13 protein-coding genes are annotated in these 17452 nt (G+C 65.3%); 8 read left to right on the forward strand and 5 right to left on the reverse strand.

Annotation, left to right across the window (positions count from 1 at the left end):
* The first annotated feature begins 103 nt into the window (after nt 1-103).
* From map to CTA01S_RS04915, 3 genes are read left to right on the forward strand one after another with little or no spacing between them, the layout of a single operon-like run.
* Complete coding sequence (gene map / locus CTA01S_RS04905; protein ID WP_019560786.1) at nt 104-913, forward strand: type I methionyl aminopeptidase; 810 nt, start codon at nt 104-106, stop codon at nt 911-913.
* Nucleotides 914-927: 14 nt separating this feature from the next.
* A complete protein-coding gene (locus CTA01S_RS04910; protein WP_062192821.1) occupies nt 928-3558 on the forward strand; it encodes a [protein-PII] uridylyltransferase in 2631 nt (876 codons plus the stop codon).
* Complete coding sequence (locus tag CTA01S_RS04915; protein ID WP_019560788.1) at nt 3542-4135, forward strand: mechanosensitive ion channel family protein; 594 nt, start codon at nt 3542-3544, stop codon at nt 4133-4135. The genes CTA01S_RS04910 and CTA01S_RS04915 overlap by 17 nt, the downstream gene beginning before the upstream one ends.
* A 14-nt stretch (nt 4136-4149) precedes the next feature.
* Here the strand turns inward: CTA01S_RS04915 and rocD are convergent, their stop codons facing one another.
* Nucleotides 4150-5406 carry an ornithine--oxo-acid transaminase gene (gene rocD / locus CTA01S_RS04920; protein ID WP_062192825.1) on the reverse strand — a complete coding sequence of 419 codons (1257 nt, stop codon included), beginning with the start codon at nt 5404-5406 and terminating at the stop codon, nt 4150-4152.
* 124 nt (nt 5407-5530) lie between these two features.
* On the opposite strand from rocD, the gene CTA01S_RS04925 reads away from it, so the two are divergent.
* Nucleotides 5531-6010, forward strand: coding sequence for an Lrp/AsnC family transcriptional regulator (locus CTA01S_RS04925; RefSeq protein WP_062193109.1), 480 nt, complete (start codon nt 5531-5533; stop codon nt 6008-6010).
* A 6-nt stretch (nt 6011-6016) separates the two neighbouring features.
* On the opposite strand, the gene def is transcribed toward CTA01S_RS04925, so the two are convergent.
* Together def and ligA are read right to left on the reverse strand one after the other, a co-directional pair.
* A complete protein-coding gene (gene def / locus CTA01S_RS04930) occupies nt 6017-6553 on the reverse strand; it encodes a peptide deformylase (protein ID WP_062192829.1) in 537 nt (178 codons plus the stop codon).
* 1 nt (nt 6554) lies between these two features.
* The gene (gene ligA, locus CTA01S_RS04935; protein WP_062192834.1) at nt 6555-8645 is read right to left on the reverse strand and encodes an NAD-dependent DNA ligase LigA; all 2091 of its coding nucleotides are present in this window, start codon (nt 8643-8645) and stop codon (nt 6555-6557) included.
* Between the two features lie 81 nt (nt 8646-8726).
* Here ligA and gorA point away from each other — a divergent pair, with 81 nt between their 5' ends.
* Nucleotides 8727-10106: a glutathione-disulfide reductase gene (gene gorA, locus CTA01S_RS04940; RefSeq protein WP_062192839.1), complete on the forward strand. Its 1380-nt coding sequence runs from the start codon at nt 8727-8729 to the stop codon at nt 10104-10106.
* On the opposite strand, the gene CTA01S_RS04945 is transcribed toward gorA, so the two are convergent.
* Nucleotides 10099-11154, reverse strand: a complete 1056-nt coding sequence (locus tag CTA01S_RS04945; RefSeq protein WP_062192843.1) for a hypothetical protein — start codon at nt 11152-11154, stop codon at nt 10099-10101. The genes gorA and CTA01S_RS04945 overlap by 8 nt on opposite strands.
* A gap of 5 nt (nt 11155-11159) precedes the next feature.
* Nucleotides 11160-14675, reverse strand: coding sequence for a chromosome segregation protein SMC (gene smc / locus CTA01S_RS04950; protein WP_062192846.1), 3516 nt, complete (start codon nt 14673-14675; stop codon nt 11160-11162).
* Between the two features lie 214 nt (nt 14676-14889).
* Between smc and queF the strand changes: the two genes are divergently transcribed.
* The 3 genes from queF to dapD are packed head-to-tail and all read left to right on the forward strand — an operon-like array spanning nt 14890 to nt 17429.
* Nucleotides 14890-15321: a preQ(1) synthase gene (gene queF / locus CTA01S_RS04955; RefSeq protein ID WP_019561947.1), complete on the forward strand. Its 432-nt coding sequence runs from the start codon at nt 14890-14892 to the stop codon at nt 15319-15321.
* Nucleotides 15322-15365: 44 nt separating this feature from the next.
* Nucleotides 15366-16577 carry a succinyldiaminopimelate transaminase gene (dapC, locus tag CTA01S_RS04960; RefSeq protein WP_062192851.1) on the forward strand — a complete coding sequence of 404 codons (1212 nt, stop codon included), beginning with the start codon at nt 15366-15368 and terminating at the stop codon, nt 16575-16577.
* A gap of 21 nt (nt 16578-16598) precedes the next feature.
* Nucleotides 16599-17429 carry a 2,3,4,5-tetrahydropyridine-2,6-dicarboxylate N-succinyltransferase gene (gene dapD / locus CTA01S_RS04965; protein ID WP_062192856.1) on the forward strand — a complete coding sequence of 277 codons (831 nt, stop codon included), beginning with the start codon at nt 16599-16601 and terminating at the stop codon, nt 17427-17429.
* The last annotated feature ends 23 nt before the right edge of the window (nt 17430-17452 follow it).

The raw sequence follows: 17452 nt of genomic DNA on the forward strand, positions 1-17452 counted from the left end.
TGGAGCGGCCGCCCGGCCTGGCATTCGGCAAAGGAAACCGGACGTAAAAGCGGGATTTTACCGGGGTGATGGGTTCACAGCCGTGGCCTGAGATAATCCAGGCATGAGCATCACCATCAAGACGCCCGAAGATCTCGAAGGCATGCGTGTGGCCGGCCGCCTGGCCTCGGAGGTGTTGGACTACCTCACGCCGTATGTCAAGCCCGGCGTCACCACGGCCCATCTGGACAAACTCGCGCTGGACTACATCGAGAACGTCCAGGGAGCGACTTCGGCGACGGTGGGCTATCAGCCCCCCGGCTATCCGCCCTTCCCGGCGGCGATCTGCACCTCGGTGAATCATCAGGTCTGTCACGGCATTCCGAACGACCGGCCGTTGAAGAACGGGGACATCCTCAACATCGATGTGACCGTCATCAAAGATGGCTGGCATGGCGACACCAGCCGCATGTTCATCGTGGGCGAGGGATCGATCGCCGCGCGGCGCCTGTGCCAGATCACTTATGAAGCCATGTGGCGTGGCATCGCCAAGGTCAAACCGGGGGCCCGGCTGGGCGACATCGGCCATGCGATCCAAACCTTCGTCGAGAACGCGGGCTATTCGGTGGTGCGCGAGTTCTGTGGCCATGGCATCGGTCGCAAGTTCCATGAAGAGCCCCAGGTGCTGCATTACGGCCGCCCCGGTACGCTGGAAGAACTCGTGCCGGGCATGGTCTTCACGATCGAGCCCATGGTCAACGCCGGGCGACGCGAGATCCGCGAGATGCCCGACGGCTGGACCATCGTGACGCGCGATCGCTCGCTATCGGCCCAATGGGAGCACACGGTGGCGGTCACGGAGACCGGCTACGAGATCCTCACACTGTCGGCCGGCTACCCGCCGCTGCCCGATTTCATCCGAACGACCACCTGAGACGGAGAGCCCGCATGGCCGTTGGAAGCACCGCGGCGCAGGCCACGCCGGTCCAGGATGGTGCGGCCCGACTGGCACAGCTGCGCGCGCAGTTCCGGCAAGGCAAGCAAGCCTTGTTGCAGGCATTTCGGGAGGCTCGCCCCACTGCCGCGGCGGCCACTCGGTTGGTACGCGATCTCTGCCGCCATGTGGATCAGGCCTTGGTCGGCCTGTGGAAGCAGGCCGATCTCCCCGCTGGGGCGGCCTTGGTCGCCGTGGGGGGGTACGGGCGCGGCGAGCTCTACCCCTACTCCGACGTGGACGTGCTGGTGCTGTTGCCCGACGAAACGGAGTCGGGCCTCCAGGACGACGCCGCCAGAAAGGCCGGCATCGAGGGCTTCATCACGGCCTGCTGGGACATTGGCCTGGAGATCGGCTCCAGCGTGCGCAGCGTCCAAGACTGCCTGGACGAGGCCGCGCGCGACGTGACCGTGCAGACGGCCTTGCTCGAGTCGCGCTTGCTGTGCGGCTCGCGCCGTCTGTACCAACGCTTTCGCAAGGCCTTCGATGCACGCCTCGATGCGCGCGCCTTCCTACGCGCCAAGACGCTGGAGATGCGGCAGCGCCATCAAAAGTACGAAGACACGCCCTACTCTCTGGAGCCCAACTGCAAGGAAAGTCCCGGCGGCTTGCGTGATCTGCAAGTGATCATGTGGGTGGCCAAGGCCGCCGGTCTGGGCCGGACTTGGTCGGCCCTGGCCGCCCGCGGGCTCATGACCCCCTTCGAGCTCAAGCAAGTGCAGCGCAACGAGGCGTTACTGCGTCTGATTCGCGCCCGGCTGCACGTGGTGGCCGGGCGACGCGAGGATCGCTTGGTCTTCGACTTGCAGACCGCGGTGGCCGAAAGCTTTGGCTACCAGCCGACCAAGGCCCGGCGCGCCTCCGAAGCGTTGATGCACCGCTACTACTGGGCAGCCAAGGCGGTGGCTCAGCTCAATTTGATCCTGATGCTCAACATCGAAGAGCGCATCCTGGGCTCGCAACACACGCCCATGCGCGCCATCGACGAGCAGTTTCTGGACCGCGACGGCCTGCTCGAGGTGGCCAGCGACGACCTCTATGAGCGTGATCGCCACGCCATTTTGCGTACCTTCCTGGTCTACCAGCAAACCCCGGGCATCAAGGGCTTGTCGGCGCGCACCTTGCGCGCGCTGTACAACGCCCGTGGGCTGATGGATGCCGAATTCCGCCGCGACCCGGTCAACCGCGCCACGTTCATGCAGATCCTGCAGCAGCCACTGGGCCAGACGCATGTGCTGCGTCTGATGAACCAGACGTCGGTGCTGGGGCGCTACCTCTGGGTGTTTCGGCGCATCGTCGGTCGTATGCAGCACGACCTGTTCCACGTCTACACCGTGGATCAGCACATCCTGATGGTGTTGCGCAACGTGCGGCGATTCTTCATCCCCGAGCATGCGCACGAGTATCCGTTTTGCTCCCAGCTGGCCTCGCAGTTCGACCGGCCTTATGTGCTGTATGTGGCCGCCCTGTTCCACGACGTGGCCAAGGGCCGCGGTGGGGACCACTCCGACCTGGGGGCCATCGAGGTGCGGCGTTTCTGCCGCGATCATGGCGTGCCGAAGGAGGATGCGCGCCTCATCGAATTCTTGGTGCAGCACCACTTGACGATGTCGCGTGTCGCCCAGAAGGAGGACCTCAGCGACCCGGAGGTGGTGGCCGGATTTGCCCGGCTCGTCCAGACCGAACGCCGCCTCACTGCGCTGTACCTGCTGACCGTGGCCGACATCCGTGGCACCAGCCCGAAGGTGTGGAACGGCTGGAAAGGCAAGCTGCTCGAAGACCTGTATCGCCTCACCTTGCGCGCCCTGGGCGGGGCGCAACCCAATCTGGCCGCCGAGATCGAAACACGCAAGCAAGAAGCGCTGCAAATGCTGGCGCTGTATTCGATGCTGCCCGGCGTGCAAGAACCGCTGTGGCAGACCCTGGAGCTGAGCTATTTCGCGCGGCATGAAGCGGCCGACATCGCGTGGCATGCCCGCGCCTTGTGGCGCCACGTGGATGCCGGCTACGCCGTGGTCAAGGCACGGCCTTCGGCGGCTGGTGACGGACTGCAAGTGGTCGTGTATGCCCCCGACCAAGATGATTTGTTTGCGCGCATTTGCGGCTACTTCGACAGCGCCGGTTTCAACATCCTGGATGCGCGCATCCACACCACACGCACCGGCTACGCGTTGGACACCTTCCAGGTCATCACCACCAACCTCGACCTGCACCACCGCGACCTGATCTCGCTGGTCGAAAGCCAGTTGCTGCAAGCCCTCAGCCGCGACGGACCGCTGCCCGAACCCAGCCGAGGGCGTCTGTCGCGGCGGGTCAAGTCGTTTCCGGTGCAGCCGCGCGTGTCGTTGCGTCCGGATGAGCGTGCTCAGCGCTGGTTGCTCACGGTCTCGGCCAGCGACCGCTCGGGTTTGTTGTATTCCATCGCCCGGGTGTTGGCCAAATACCGCATCAATGTGCAGCTGGCCAAGATCACCACGCTGGGCGAACGGGTCGAAGACACGTTCCTGATCGACGGACCGGCCTTGCAGCAATCCAAGGTGCAACTCGCGATGGAATCGGATCTGCTCGATGCGCTGGCTGACTGAGCTGAAGACACATCTGCCCGCCTGGATGCTGGAGTGGCTGGATATCATCATTCCAGCCACCCAGGTGCTTCTGATCCTGTTGGCCGCCTACCTGCTGCGCGCCGCGCTGCGTCTGGCCATCAAGCGGGTCTGTGCGCACTACCAGTTGCCTGCCGAAGTGCACATGGGCGCGCGGCGTGTGCTGGGCTTCCTCGTCTATGCCGCAGCCATCCTGTTGATCCTGGAGCGACTGGGGGTCTCGGGCAGCGTGCTGTGGTCGGCCTTCACCGGCTTTGCGGCCGTGGCCGCCGTGGCGTTCTTCGCCGCATGGAGCGTGCTGTCGAACATTTTCTGCACGATTCTGATCTTCAGCACTCGGCTGTTTCGTCTGCACGATCACATCGAAGTCCTGGAAAGCGGCGACAAGCCCGGTCTGAAGGGGGTGGTGATCGACATCAACGTCGTCTACACCACGCTGCTGGAAGATCAGGGCACCAAGCTGCAAGTGCCCAACAACTTGTTCTTCCAACGCATGGTGCGACGGGGACGGCCGCCAGCCGGGCCCGAAGGCACGACCTCGGATGATTTCGGCGATTGAGCGGCGCGGGGCCCTCAAGCGGCTTGGCGATCGGGCTGCAGCCGCAAGGCTTGCGTGGCGGCCAGCGCGCGGCCGAAGGCGGCCACGGCTTCGTCCAGTTGGGCCGCAGTGACCGTCAGCGGCGGCGCAAAACGCACCACGGTGTCGTGCGTGTCCTTGCTCAGCACGCCTTCGCGCATCAAGGCTTCACACACGAGACGGGCATGCGCGAATTCCCGGTCGATTTCCACGCCGACCAGCAACCCTTTGCCCCGCACCTCGCGGATGGCCGGATGGTGCAGCGTCCGCAGTCCTTGCATCAGGCGCTCGCCCAGATGCGCGGCGCGCTCGCACAGCCCTTCGCGCTCGAGCAGCTCCAACGCGGCCAGACCCACCGTCGCGGCCAGCGGATTGCCGCCGAAGGTGCTGCCATGGTCGCCTGGGCGGAACACCCCCATCACTTCTTCTCGCGCGCAGAAGGCCGACACGGGCAACAACCCACCGCCTAGAGCCTTGCCCAGTGTCAGACCATCGGGCACCACGCCCTCGTGCTGACAGGCCAACACACGCCCGGTGCGCCCCAGGCCGGTTTGCACTTCGTCACAGATCAACAGCACGCGATGCCGGGTGCACAGTTCGCGCGCGGCGCGCAAATAGCCCGGCGGCGGCACGATGATCCCGGCTTCGCCCTGGATGGGTTCGACCAGAAAGGCCACGGTGTTGGGCGTGATGGCCCGCTCCAGGGCCGCGATGTCGCCATACGGCACCGACGCGAAGCCCGGCGCGAAAGGGCCAAAGCCATCGCGGTATTGCGGTTCACTGGAGAAGCCCACGATCGTGGTCGTGCGTCCTGCAAAGTTGCCCTCGGCCACCAGGATACGGGCCTGTCCTTCAGGCACGCCCTTGACCTTGTAGCCCCATTTGCGCGCGGCCTTGATCGCCGTCTCGACGGCCTCCGCGCCAGTGTTCATCGGCAACGCACGGTCCATGCCCGTGTCGCGGCACAAGCGGGCCAAGAAGGGGCCGAGGCGATCGGTGTGGAAAGCGCGGGAGGTGACGGCCAGCCGAGCGGCTTGCTCGGTCAACGCCTGCACCAGCACCGGATGGCTGTGGCCGAAACTGACGGCCGAGTAGGCCGACATCATGTCCAGATAACGCCGCCCGCGGTCATCCCAAAGGTAGACCCCCTGCCCACGCACCAGGGTGACCGGCAGTGGGTGGTAGTTGCGTGCACCGAAACGCTCTTCGAGTTCGCGCGGGCTGGCGGTGAGGTCGGCTTGACGCAAGGACATGTCTGTCTCCACGGAATCATTGGCGATATGCCTCACTCTAGGCGTGGCAAGAGGAAATTTGATTTCCATTTGTTGTAGAAAATGACAAAATCTCGCAACAATATTTCATATGCCAGCGCACACCATGCCAGCCCCTCCTGCCCACGACCTGGACGCCATCGACCGAAGGGTGCTGGAGGTGCTACAGACCGACGGCCGCATCAGCAACGTCGATTTGGCCTCGCGGGTGCATTTGTCGGCGCCGCAGTGTCTACGCCGCGTGCGCTCGCTCGAAGAACGTGGCGTGATCCGTGGCTATGCGGCGCAGGTCGATCGCCAGGCGCTGGGGCTGACGGTGATGGCGTTCGTCGGCTTGAGCATCGACCGCGAACAGTTCACCCGCGTGCGCGAGCTGGAAAAGGTGTTTCAAGATTTTCCCGAGGTCATCGAGTGTCACTCGGTCTCGGGAGATCACGATTACTTGCTCAAAGTGGTGGCCCCCGATCTGCGCACGCTGTCGCAGTTTCTCACCGACCGCTTGATGCAAGTTCCTGGGGTGGACAATGTGCGCTCCACCATCTGCCTGGAAGAAATCAAGCCGCCATCGGCGCTGCCAGTGGGCTGATCGGGGTCAGTCGTCGGTGGTCGCATCCAGCCCGGGAAACAGCACCGACGTGAAGCCGAAGCGGGTGAAGTCGCGCACTCGCATGGGGTAGAGCTTGCCGATCAGGTGATCGCATTCATGCTGCACCACCCGGGCGTGGAAGCCCTCGGCCTCGCGCTCGATGCGTCGCCCCTGCACATCGAAACCGCTATAGCGAATGCGGGCAAAGCGCGGCACCACACCGCGCAGGCCGGGCACGGACAGGCATCCTTCCCAGCCCTCCTCTTCTTCATCGGTCAGCGGTTCGATGTGCGGATTGATCAGCACCGTCTCGGGCACTGGCGGCGCCTCGGGGTAGCGGTCATTGCGGGTGAATCCGAAGATCACCACCGCCAGGTCCACCCCGATCTGGGGGGCGGCCAAACCGGCGCCGTGGGCCGCACGCATGGTGTCGAAAAGATCCTGCACCAAGGCATGCAACTGCGCCGTGTCGAACTCACGCACAGGGCGTGCCACCCGCAACAAGCGAGGGTCGCCCATCTTCAGAATCTCGCGCACAGCCATCTCACACGTCTCCTTGGGACAGCAGGGCCTTCAGGCCTGCTTCGTCCAGCACCGGCACGCCCAGCTCCTGGGCCTTGGCCAGCTTGCTGCCGGCTTCCGATCCGGCCACCACATAGTGGGTTTTCTTGCTCACCGAGCCGGCCACCTTGCCCCCTGCGGCTTCGATCAGCGCCTTGGCCTCGTCTCGGCTCATCGTGGGCAAAGTGCCGGTCAGTACCAAGGTTTTGCCCAACAGAGGGCGCCAAGCCTCGCTGGAAGCCCCTTGGACTTCGGGCCAATGCACCCCGGCATCACGCAACTGCTGGACCACCTCGCGATTGTGCGGCTGCTGAAAGAAGGTGTGTATGCTCTGAGCCACCACGGGGCCGACGTCGTTGACCTCCAGCAGCTCTTCCACGCGCGCCTCCATGATGCGCTCCAGACTGCCGAAGTGGCGCGCCAGATCTTTGGCCGTGGCCTCGCCGACATGGCGGATGCCCAGTGCGAACAAAAAGCGCGGCAGCGTGGTCTGCTTGGATTTTTCCAGTGCCTGCACCAGGTTGCGTGCGCTTTTGTCGCCCATGCGCTCCAGCGCGGCGAGCCGGTCCACGTCCAAGGCGTATAGATCCGGCAAGGTACGGATGAGGCCACCGTCGACCAGTTGATCGACGAGTTTTTCGCCCAGGCCCTCGATGTCCATGGCCCGGCGCTGGGCAAAGTGCAGCAGCGCTTGCTTGCGTTGGGCTGCGCAGTACAAGCCGCCACTGCAGCGCCAGTCCACCTCGCCCGGCTCGCGGACGATCGCACTGCCACACACCGGGCAGCGACCATCCAACCGCCGGTACAGATCGAACGCCTCGCCCACATCGGGCGGCCGGCGCTCTTTGACCACGGCCACGACTTCGGGGATCACGTCGCCGGCCCGTCGCACGATCACCGTGTCGCCGATGCGCACATCCTTGCGGCGGGTTTCGTCTTCATTGTGCAGCGTGGCATTGGTGACGGTGACGCCGCCCACGAACACCGGTGCGAGTTTGGCCACCGGCGTGAGCTTGCCAGTGCGTCCCACTTGGATGTCGATGTCGAGCACCGTGGTCATTTGTTCCTGCGCGGGGTACTTGTGCGCGACGGCCCAGCGCGGCTCCCGTGTGACGTAACCAAGCTGGCGTTGTAGATCCAGGCGGTTCACCTTGTAGACCACGCCGTCGATGTCGAACGGCAGTTGGTCGCGCTTGAGGGCGATGCGTCGATGGAACTCGATCAAGCCCTGCGCGCCGTGCACCACGCTGCGTTCCTCGCACACCGGCAGCCCAAAATCCACGAAAGCATCGAGCACCCCCGACTGCGTATCCGGTTGCTGCGGCCACCCCAGCACCTCGCCCCAGCCATAGGCAAAAAAGCACAGCGGCCGCTGCGCGGCAATCGCTGGATCGAGCTGACGCACGGCGCCTGCGGCGGCATTGCGCGGGTTGACGAAGGTCTTCTCACCGCGCTCACGCTGGCGCGCATTGAGGCGCTCGAAGTCGTCCCGGCGCATATAGACCTCGCCGCGCACTTCCAACACCTCTGGGGGCGAGCCGCGCAGTCGCAAAGGAATTTGTCGGATCGTGCGGATGTTCTGTGTCACGTCTTCACCGACCTCGCCGTCGCCCCGGGTGGCGGCGCGCACCAGCACGCCATGCTCGTAGCGCAAGCTGATGGCCAGGCCGTCGAATTTCAGCTCGGCCTGGTATTCGAGGGGAGGATCGGCCTCGGTGAGCTTGAGTTCACGACGTACACGGGCATCGAAGTTGGCCGCGCCGGTGGGCTCGGTGTCGGTCTCGGTGCGGATGGACAACATGGGCACGGCATGCCGCACGGGCTCGAAGGCTTCGAGCGCCCGCCCCAGCACCCGCTGCGTCGGCGAGTCGGGTGTCAGCAACTCGGGATGCGCAGCCTCCAGGGCCTGGAGTTCTTGGAACATCCGGTCGTACTCGGCATCGGGGATCTCGGGGGCATCGAGCACGTAATACAGATGGGCATGGTGATGCAGTTGCTCTCGCAACCATGCGGCACGCTGCGCCGCCTCGGTCTTGGAGGCCGCATCCGGGTCGAACAGAGAAGACTGGCTCATGGCCCGGCATTGTCCCGCAGGGCGTACACGCTGACCACAGGGGCGTTAAGCTGAGGTCATCGTCACCGGGGAGCCTCCACCATGTCCGAATCCTTCGATTTCGATCTGCTCACCTTGGGTGCCGGCTCGGCCGGCGTGGCAGCTTCGCGTCGCGCCGCCGCGCATGGCGCCAAAGTCGGCATCGTGGAGGCCTCTCGCGTGGGCGGCACCTGTGTGATCCGCGGCTGCGTTCCGAAAAAGCTGCTGATGTATGCCGCCCAGTATGGCGATGCTTTGCGCGAAGCGGCCGAGTACGGCTGGGACCTGGCCGGGGCGTCCCCCCGCTTCGAGATGGCCCGCTGGGCCGCTCGCAAAGCCGCCGAGATCGATCGCTTGGAAGGGGCGTACCGCCACTGGCTCGCCCACGCCGGCGTGACCCTCATCGAGGGACAGGCCCAGGTGGTGGGCCCCCACACCGTGCAGGTAGGCCCCCGCACGCTACGCGCGCGCCGGCTGCTGATTGCCACCGGGGCCACCCCGGTGCGCGACAGCATCCCAGGTATTGCCGCCTGCCCCACGTCGGATGAACTGCTGGATCTGCATGAACTTCCCAGCGATGCCACCGTGATCGGCGCCGGATACATCGCGCTGGAGTTCGCCAGCATCCTGGCCCGGCTGGGAGTGCGGGTGCGCCTGGTGCATCGGGCGGACTTGCCGCTGCGCGGCTTCGACCAAGACCTGCGGCAACGCGTGGCCACCGCCTTGGACCAGGCAGGCATCGAGCGCTTGGCAGGCCAAGGCGTGAAGGCCGTGCATGGCGAGCCAGGCCGCTGGGTGGTGGAGCTGGCCGATGGTCGCCGTCTGGCTGCGCGCTACGTGCTCAATGCAACGGGCCGACGGCCCAATACGGCGGGATTGGGGCTGGAGACGCTGGGCATCGTGCTGCGCGCCAACGGCGCGGTCCCGGTCGATGAACGGCTGCAAACCCCGGCCACCGAGGTCTATGCCATCGGCGATGTGACCGACCGCCTCAACCTCACCCCCGTGGCCATCGCCCAGGGGCGCGCGCTGGCCGACGCGCTGTTTGGCCCCACGCACCGCTTTCCCGATTTGAGCATGGTGGCCACGGCCGTGTTCACCTTGCCGCCAGTGGGCACGATCGGTCTGACCGAAGACGCGATGCGCCAACGACGCCGGCCCTACCGGGTCTACGAGGCCGACTTCCGGCCGATGCGCCATGCCTTCTTTGGAGGTGCCGAGCGCTGCTACATGAAACTGCTGGTCGACGATGCATCCGACCGGGTCATGGGCCTCCACATGCTCGGCGCCGATGCCCCAGAAATCGTGCAAAGCCTGGCCGTGGCCTTGACCGGCGGTGCGACCAAAGCTCAGTTCGACCACACCGTGGCCGTGCATCCGACCGTGGCCGAAGAATTCGTGCTGATGCGTGACCCCGTGCGCCTGGTGCGCGACTTCAGCTGAACAGCCGGCGCGCCGCTGGTGAGCCGGCGGGCAAACCGCGCGCCTCCAGCATCGCATACAGGCGGTCGAGCTCGCGGCCGATGGCCTCGAAGGCTTGCGGGCCCAGGGGCTGGCCCGCGTCGTCCATCACGGCGGCCTCCATGCCCAAGGCCAAAGCCTGCGCACTGGCTTGCCAGGCCAGGAAAGGCGATTCCGCAGCGCTCGTCTGGGGCACGTCGAAGGCCAGGGTGACTTCACGCACCGCGGCCCGGTTGGGATCCTCCGCGAAAGCGGCCTGTGCATCGAATTGCAAGGTCAGTATCGCCGGGTCGCCTTCGTGACGCCCGGGCAGCACGAGACGGCCTGGCACGGCACCGGAGACGAAACCGTGGCGTGCGGCGTGCTGCTGGATGAATGCCACCGACCATGCCGCACCACGGGCCACCAATCGACAAGCCAGCTGCGCATCGTGCTGGCTGGCGAACTGGTCGAGCTCGCGCGCCCGCGCGACCACGTCGAGCATGTCGGGGAAATCTGCGGTGGCGCCGATCGCATCGGCAAAGGCTTGCACCTTTTGCACGAACTCGGAGTATTCGATCTCGTTGAGCGCTCCGGTGCGGTTGGCCAATTGCACGCCGGCTTGGAACTCTCGGTACGTCTGCCCAGGTTGAGGCGGCTCCCATTGCGAGCTGGCATCGTTCAGCCCCTCGATGAAAAAGGGCTTGCTGCCGGCCCGCCGGGTGGCCGGCAGGTGGTGCATCACACTGTCGCCGGTGAAGCGTAGCTCCACGCTCAGCGGCACGATGGCGTCGATCAACGGGTCCAGACGCGGTCCGCCCGCCCGACGCACAACCGGGGACGCCAGCGTGGCATCCAGCGCATCGGCCGCTGGGGCAGGCTCGAAGTCGTCCAACGGCAACACGGGCTCTTCGAAGCGCCGCGCAGCCGTCTGGCCCCGAATGCCAGCCCGGCGCACGCCGGCTTTGCGGGCTTGCCAAGCACCATGGGCCACCACCGCGGCGATGACCAAGGCGCCCAGGACGAGCAAGGCCAATTGCAGGCTGCCCATGTTCGTCAAGCCGCTTCAGCCATGCCCACGGCCGCTTCCATGTCCACCGCCACGATGCGCGAGACGCCCTGCTCCTGCATCGTCACACCGATGAGTTGCTCAGCCATTTCCATGGCGATCTTGTTGTGCGAGATGAACAAGAACTGGGTGTCCTTGGACATCGCAGTGACCAGCTTGGCGTAGCGTTCAGTGTTGGCGTCGTCCAGCGGCGCATCGACCTCGTCGAGCAAACAGAATGGCGCCGGGTTGAGCTGGAAGATCGCAAACACCAGCGCAATGGCCGTCAATGCCTTCTCGCCACCGGACAGCAGGTGGATGGTGCTGTTTTTCTTGCCCGGCGGCTGGGCCATCACCTGCACGCCGGCATCGAGGATTTCGTCGCCGGTCATCACCAGTTTGGCCGTGCCACCGCCGAACAGCGTCGGGAACATCTTGCCGAAGTGCTCGTTGACGAAATCGAAGGTCTTCTTCAGCAGATCGCGGGTTTCCATGTCGATCTTGTGGATCGCATCTTCCAGCGTCTTGATCGCATCGATCAGATCGGCGTTCTGGGCGTCCAGGAAGGTCTTGCGCTCGCGCGCGGCGGCGAGTTCGTCCAGGGCCGCCAGGTTGACCGCCCCCAGCGCGTTGATTTCGCGGTTGATGCGGTCGATCTCCGCTTGCAAGCCCTGCAGCCGCACTCCGCCTTCCTCGATGGAGCGCGCCAAGGCCTCGAGATCGACCCCCGCTTGGGTGAGTTGCTCCAAGAATTGTGCGCCTCCCAGCGAGGCGGCCTGTTCTTCGAGCTGCAACTTGGTGATGCGCTCCCGCAAGGGATCGAGGCTGCGCTCGAACTCCAGGCGTTGCTCGTCGGCCCGGCGCAAACGCATCGACAAATCGTCGTATTCGCTGCGCTTGGCCGCCAGGGCCGCTTCGCGCTCCATCTTGAGCGCCAGCGCCTCCTGCAAGCCGGCTTGCGCCGCCGCATCGTTGAAGCCATCGAGCTCGGCCTGCAGCTGTTCGGCCGAGCGCTCATTGGCTTGGAGTTGCTGCATCGCCGTCTCGATGGATCGCTGTAGCTCCCCGCGACGAGAGGCCAAAGCACGCGCCGAGAACTGCGATTCCTGGGCTTCCCGTTCCAGTGAACGGAGTTGCTCGCGCGCCTGATTGAGCTTGCGTTCGGCCTCGATCACGGCTTCCTCGAGCTCGGCGTGGCGTTCTTGCTCATCGGCCAGCTGCTGGTCCAGCGCTTCGAATCGAGCCTCCCCCGTGGCGCGCCGTTCGGCCAGTTCTTCGAGTTGTGCGTCGATCTCGGCCAACTCGTCCTCGATCTGCCCGCGCCGGCTGCTGGTCTGCTCGGCCTGCTGCGTCAGGCGCAGCAACTCCACCTGCAGTTCATGGACGCGGGCCTGTGCCTGCGCGGCCTCGCGACGCGCGGCCACCAGACGCTGCGATGCCTCGGTGTAGGCCGCTTCGGCTCGCACCAGGGCTGCGCGCGCCTCGTCGGCAATCAGGGCCTGCGCGCGCACTTGGCGCTCCAGGTTCTCGATCTCCTGCGCGCGCGCCAACATGCCGGCTTGCTCGGAGTCCGGCGCATAAAACGCCACGGCAAACTGCGACACGGCATGGCCCTCGCGCGTCATGATCACTTCCCCGTGCGTGAGCTTGCCACGCTGGGCCAGCGCTTCGTCGAGCGACGCGGCGGTGTAGACCCCTTCCAACCAATCGTTCAAGAGCGCTTTCAGTCCCGCATCGTGCAGACGCAGCAGGTCCGACAGCCTCGGCAGCGTGTGATGGGTACTGCTGATGGCCGCCGAGGGCAGCGTGTAGAAGGCCAGCTTGGCCGGCGGCGCATCACTGGCGAACGCGCGCACGATGTCCACGCGGCCCACCTCCAGCGCGTTGAGCCGTTCGCGCAGCGCCGATTCCAGCGCCGTCTCCCACCCTGGCTCGATGTGCACTTTGGTCCACAGGCCCTGCAGGCCCTCCAAACCGTGCTTGGCCAACCAGGGCTTGAGCTTGCCTTCGGTTTGCACCTTTTCCTGCAAGGCCCTCAGAGCCTCCAACCGCGCGCCCAAGTCAGCCTGCTTGGCCGATTCGGCATTGACCCGCTCCTGCTGAGCCCGCCGGGCCTCATCCAGCCGAGGCACCAGTTCGGTCAGCTCGTGCAGCCGCTCGTCGGCCATGGCCTGCTCCTGCGCGGCCAGCTCGACCTGATGCTCGAGCTCGGCCAACCGGGCCTCGTCTGGGGCGGCCAACCCCTTGGCCTCCGCGGCCAGCCGTTCACGCCGCGTCTGCAACTGCCGACATTGTTCGTCCAGATTGCGCGATTCCACCGCGAGCACCTGGATCTGCTGCTGGACGCCCGAAACCGCATTGCGCTGCTCATTGGCTCGCGCCACGGCGGCACGCACCTCATCCTCCAGGGCCGGCAGCGCGGCCGCCTCTTCCTCGGCCTGAGCGGCCAGGATCTCGGCCTGCTCTTGCGCCATGGCGATCTGCTCGGCAATGGTTTCGAGTTCGCCTTCGGCTTGCTCGCGGCGCTGCCGCCATTGCTCGCTTTGCGCTTTCAGTTCGATCAATCGCTGCTCGACCCGCTGACGCCCCTCCACCACATAGCGGATGCGCTCTTCCAAGCGGCTGACTTCCAGGTTGGCCTCGGCCAGCGCGGCTTGCGCGGCGTGCAGCTCGTCACTGGCCGTGTAATGCGCCTGACGGATGGTCTCCAACTCGGCTTCGACATGGCGTAACTCGGCCAGCCGGGACTCCAAGGCATTGGTGGCTTCGAGCACTTCACGGTGCACGCGCTCTTGTTCGGCCGCGGCGTCACGGTGTTTGAGAAACCACAGCTGGTGCAGCTTGAGCGTGCCTAGTTCTTGCAGGCTGCGATAACGCTGAGCCACTTCGGCCTGCTGTTCCAGGCGTTCGAGGTTGTGGCTCAGTTCACGCAGGATGTCTTCCACCCGGGTGAGGTTCTCGCGCGTGTCTTTCAGCCGGTTCTCGGTTTCGCGGCGACGTTCCTTGTACTTGGAGACCCCGGCGGCCTCCTCCAGGAACATGCGCAGTTCTTCCGGGCGGGATTCGATGATGCGACTGATCGTGCCTTGACCGATGATGGCGTAGGCCCGCGGCCCCAGGCCCGTGCCAAGGAAGACATCCTGGACGTCACGCCGACGCACCGGTTGCCCGTTGATGAAATAGCTCGACGTCCCGTCGCGGGTGAGCACCCGTCGCACCGAGATCTCGGTGAACTGGTTCCACTGCCCGCCGGCACGCCCATCGGAGTTGTCGAACACCAGCTCCACGCTGGCTCGGCTCGCTGGCTTGCGGGTGCTCGAGCCGTTGAAGATCACGTCTTGCATCGACTCGCCGCGCAACTCCGAGGCTTTGGATTCGCCCAGCACCCAGCGCACGGCATCCATGATGTTGGACTTGCCGCAGCCATTGGGCCCCACCACGCCGACGAGTTGCCCGGGCAGCTGAAAGTGCGTGGGATCCGCGAAGGACTTGAAGCCGGACAGCTTGATCGAGTTCAGGCGCATGGGCAGCTCGAGGCACCGCGCCGGGCCGCCTGTGGCGACCTCGCGCTAAGTCGTTGATTCGTCTGGGAAAACCGGTTCAGCATCCGGTGGCTTGGAAGCGCGGATGATACCATCGCCCCCTCGCGTCGCCGGCTCTGGCGACCCCATTGATTCTTCGCGTCACACCGTCATGGCCAAACGTACTTCTGCCCTCCCCGCGGCCCGGCAGCGCCAAATGCCGCCCAACCCGCCCTCGGCGCCTTCGAAGGAGCTGCACGTCTTCCCCAATCCGAGCCCCAAGCGTGACTACGTCATCCAGTTCCAGGTGCCCGAGTTCACCTGCCACTGCCCCTTGACCGGCCAGCCCGACTTTGCGCATTTCACGATCGACTGCGTGCCCGACCAACTGTGCGTCGAGCTCAAAAGCCTGAAGATGTACATGTGGAGCTACCGCAACGAAGGGGCTTTCCATGAGAAGGTCACCAACGACATCCTCGATGACATCGTCAAGGCCATTCAGCCCCGATTCCTGCGCATCACGGCCAAGTGGTATGTGCGCGGCGGCATTTACACCAATATCGTGGTGGAGCATCGCAAGAAGGGCTGGAAGCCGCAGCCTCACATCGAGTTGCCGCAGCACGCAGCCGAAACCGGCCTGTTGAGGTGAGCGACGGCGCGCCCAGGCTGGCCGAGGGCGGATAATCATGCACCATGAATCCCCTGCTCGCCCGGCTCCAGCCCTACCCCTTCGAACGGCTGCGCGCCCTCACGCAAGACATCACGCCCAACCCAGCGCTGCGCCCCATCAGCTTGGGGATTGGGGAGCCCAAACATCCCACGCCGCCGTTCATCCGCCAGGCGCTGACTGAGGCGCTGGATGGTCTCGCCCAGTACCCGGCCACGGTGGGCCAACCGGCGCTGCGCGAGGCCATGGCCGCATGGGTGCAACGTCGCTACGGCGTGCACCTGGATCCGGCCACCCAAGTGCTGCCGGTCAACGGCTCGCGCGAGGCGCTGTTCGCATTCGCCCAAACCGTCATCGACCGGACCCGCCATCCCGAGGCGGGCCGGCCCCTGGTGGTATGTCCCAACCCCTTCTATCAGATCTATGAGGGTGCCGCTTTGCTGGCCGGTGCCGACACGGCCTTTGCCAACAGCGACCCCAGGCGCAATTTCGCATGCGACTGGTCGGCCCTGTCGGACGACACCTGGGCACGCACCCAGCTGGTCTACGTGTGCTCGCCGGGCAATCCCACCGGTGCAGTGATGCCACTGGAGGAGTGGGCTCGCCTGTTCGAGCTGAGCGATCGGTATGGCTTCGTGATTGCCTCGGACGAGTGCTACTCCGAGATTTACTTCCGTGAAGTCCCCCCGTTGGGCGGATTGGAAGCGGCCGTGCGCCTTGGGCGCCACGACCTGCGCAACCTCGTGGCCTTCACCAGTCTGTCCAAACGCTCCAACGTGCCCGGCCTGCGCTCGGGCTTCGTGGCTGGCGATGCGCGCTTGCTCAAAGCCTTTTCGCTGTACCGCACCTACCATGGCAGCGCCATGAGCCCGGTGGTGCAGCAGGCCAGCATCGCCGCCTGGAATGACGAGGCCCACGTGATCGCCAACCGCCAGCAGTACCGAGCCAAGTTCGAGCGCGTCACGCCCATGCTTGCCGAGGTGCTGGAAGTGGCCCTGCCCGACGCGGGCTTTTACCTGTGGGCCAAGGTGCCCGAGGCCCTGGGACAAAGCGACACCGACTTCGCCCGGGGGCTGCTTGCTCAATACAATGTGACCGTCTTGCCCGGCAGCTTCCTTGCGCGACAGGCGCATGGCCGCAACCCCGGTGCCGGTCGCATCCGCATGGCATTGGTGGCCGAGCTCGAGGAATGCGTCGAAGCCGCCGAACGCATCGTTGCCTATGTCCGTTCTCTTTGATCCATTGCAAAGTCCGCATCCATGAGCCAAGCCCTCGAAGCCGTCATCCATCAGGCCTGGGACGACCGCGCCGCCCTATCGCCATCCACAGCCGCGCCCGAGGTGCGCGAAGCCGTCGAATCCGTGATTGCCGACCTGAACAAGGGCCGCTTGCGCGTTGCCGAAAAGATCGACGGCGTCTGGACCACCCATCAGTGGATCAAGAAAGCCGTGCTGCTGAGCTTCCGCTTGCATGACAACGTGGCCATGCGTGCCGGCGACCTCGGGTTCTTCGACAAGGTGCCGACCAAATTTGCCCATCTGAGCGAAGAGGAGATGCGCGCCACCGGCGTGCGCGTCGTGCCGCCGGCCGTGGCGCGCCGCGGCAGCTACATCGCGAAGAACGTGGTGCTGATGCCCTCTTATGTGAACATCGGCGCCTATGTCGACGAGGGCACCATGGTCGACACCTGGGCGACCGTGGGTTCTTGCGCCCAGATCGGCAAGAACGTGCACTTGTCCGGAGGTGTGGGCATCGGCGGTGTGCTCGAGCCGCTGCAGGCCAACCCCACGATCATCGAGGACAACTGCTTCATCGGCGCGCGTTCCGAGGTGGTCGAAGGCGTGATCGTGGAGGAAAACTCCGTGCTGGGCATGGGCGTGTACATCGGCCAAAGCACCCCGATCTTCAACCGCGAGACCGGCGAAATCACATACGGGCGCGTGCCGGCGGGCTCGGTGGTCGTCAGTGGCAGTCTGCCCAAAACCACGGCCGCCGGTCAGCCCTACAGCCTGTATGCCGCTGTGATCGTCAAGCGCGTGGACGCCCAGACGCGCTCCAAGACCAGCATCAACGAACTGTTGCGAGCATAAGGCCCACGCCGGCATACCCGACA

Origin of the sequence: Caldimonas taiwanensis NBRC 104434 (genome assembly GCF_001592165.1) — a bacterium.
In the GTDB taxonomy this organism is placed as follows: domain Bacteria; phylum Pseudomonadota; class Gammaproteobacteria; order Burkholderiales; family Burkholderiaceae_C; genus Caldimonas; species Caldimonas manganoxidans.

Coding starts and splice junctions, on each gene's coding strand:
- map (WP_019560786.1), top strand. CDS start 104: ATGAGCATCACCATCAAGACGCCCGAAGATCTCGAAGGCATGCGTGTG.
- CTA01S_RS04910 (WP_062192821.1), top strand. CDS start 928: ATGGCCGTTGGAAGCACCGCGGCGCAGGCCACGCCGGTCCAGGATGGT.
- CTA01S_RS04915 (WP_019560788.1), top strand. CDS start 3,542: ATGCGCTGGCTGACTGAGCTGAAGACACATCTGCCCGCCTGGATGCTG.
- rocD (WP_062192825.1), bottom strand. CDS start 5,406: ATGTCCTTGCGTCAAGCCGACCTCACCGCCAGCCCGCGCGAACTCGAA.
- CTA01S_RS04925 (WP_062193109.1), top strand. CDS start 5,531: ATGCCAGCCCCTCCTGCCCACGACCTGGACGCCATCGACCGAAGGGTG.
- def (WP_062192829.1), bottom strand. CDS start 6,553: ATGGCTGTGCGCGAGATTCTGAAGATGGGCGACCCTCGCTTGTTGCGG.
- ligA (WP_062192834.1), bottom strand. CDS start 8,645: ATGAGCCAGTCTTCTCTGTTCGACCCGGATGCGGCCTCCAAGACCGAG.
- gorA (WP_062192839.1), top strand. CDS start 8,727: ATGTCCGAATCCTTCGATTTCGATCTGCTCACCTTGGGTGCCGGCTCG.
- CTA01S_RS04945 (WP_062192843.1), bottom strand. CDS start 11,154: ATGGGCAGCCTGCAATTGGCCTTGCTCGTCCTGGGCGCCTTGGTCATC.
- smc (WP_062192846.1), bottom strand. CDS start 14,675: ATGCGCCTGAACTCGATCAAGCTGTCCGGCTTCAAGTCCTTCGCGGAT.
- queF (WP_019561947.1), top strand. CDS start 14,890: ATGCCGCCCAACCCGCCCTCGGCGCCTTCGAAGGAGCTGCACGTCTTC.
- dapC (WP_062192851.1), top strand. CDS start 15,366: ATGAATCCCCTGCTCGCCCGGCTCCAGCCCTACCCCTTCGAACGGCTG.
- dapD (WP_062192856.1), top strand. CDS start 16,599: ATGAGCCAAGCCCTCGAAGCCGTCATCCATCAGGCCTGGGACGACCGC.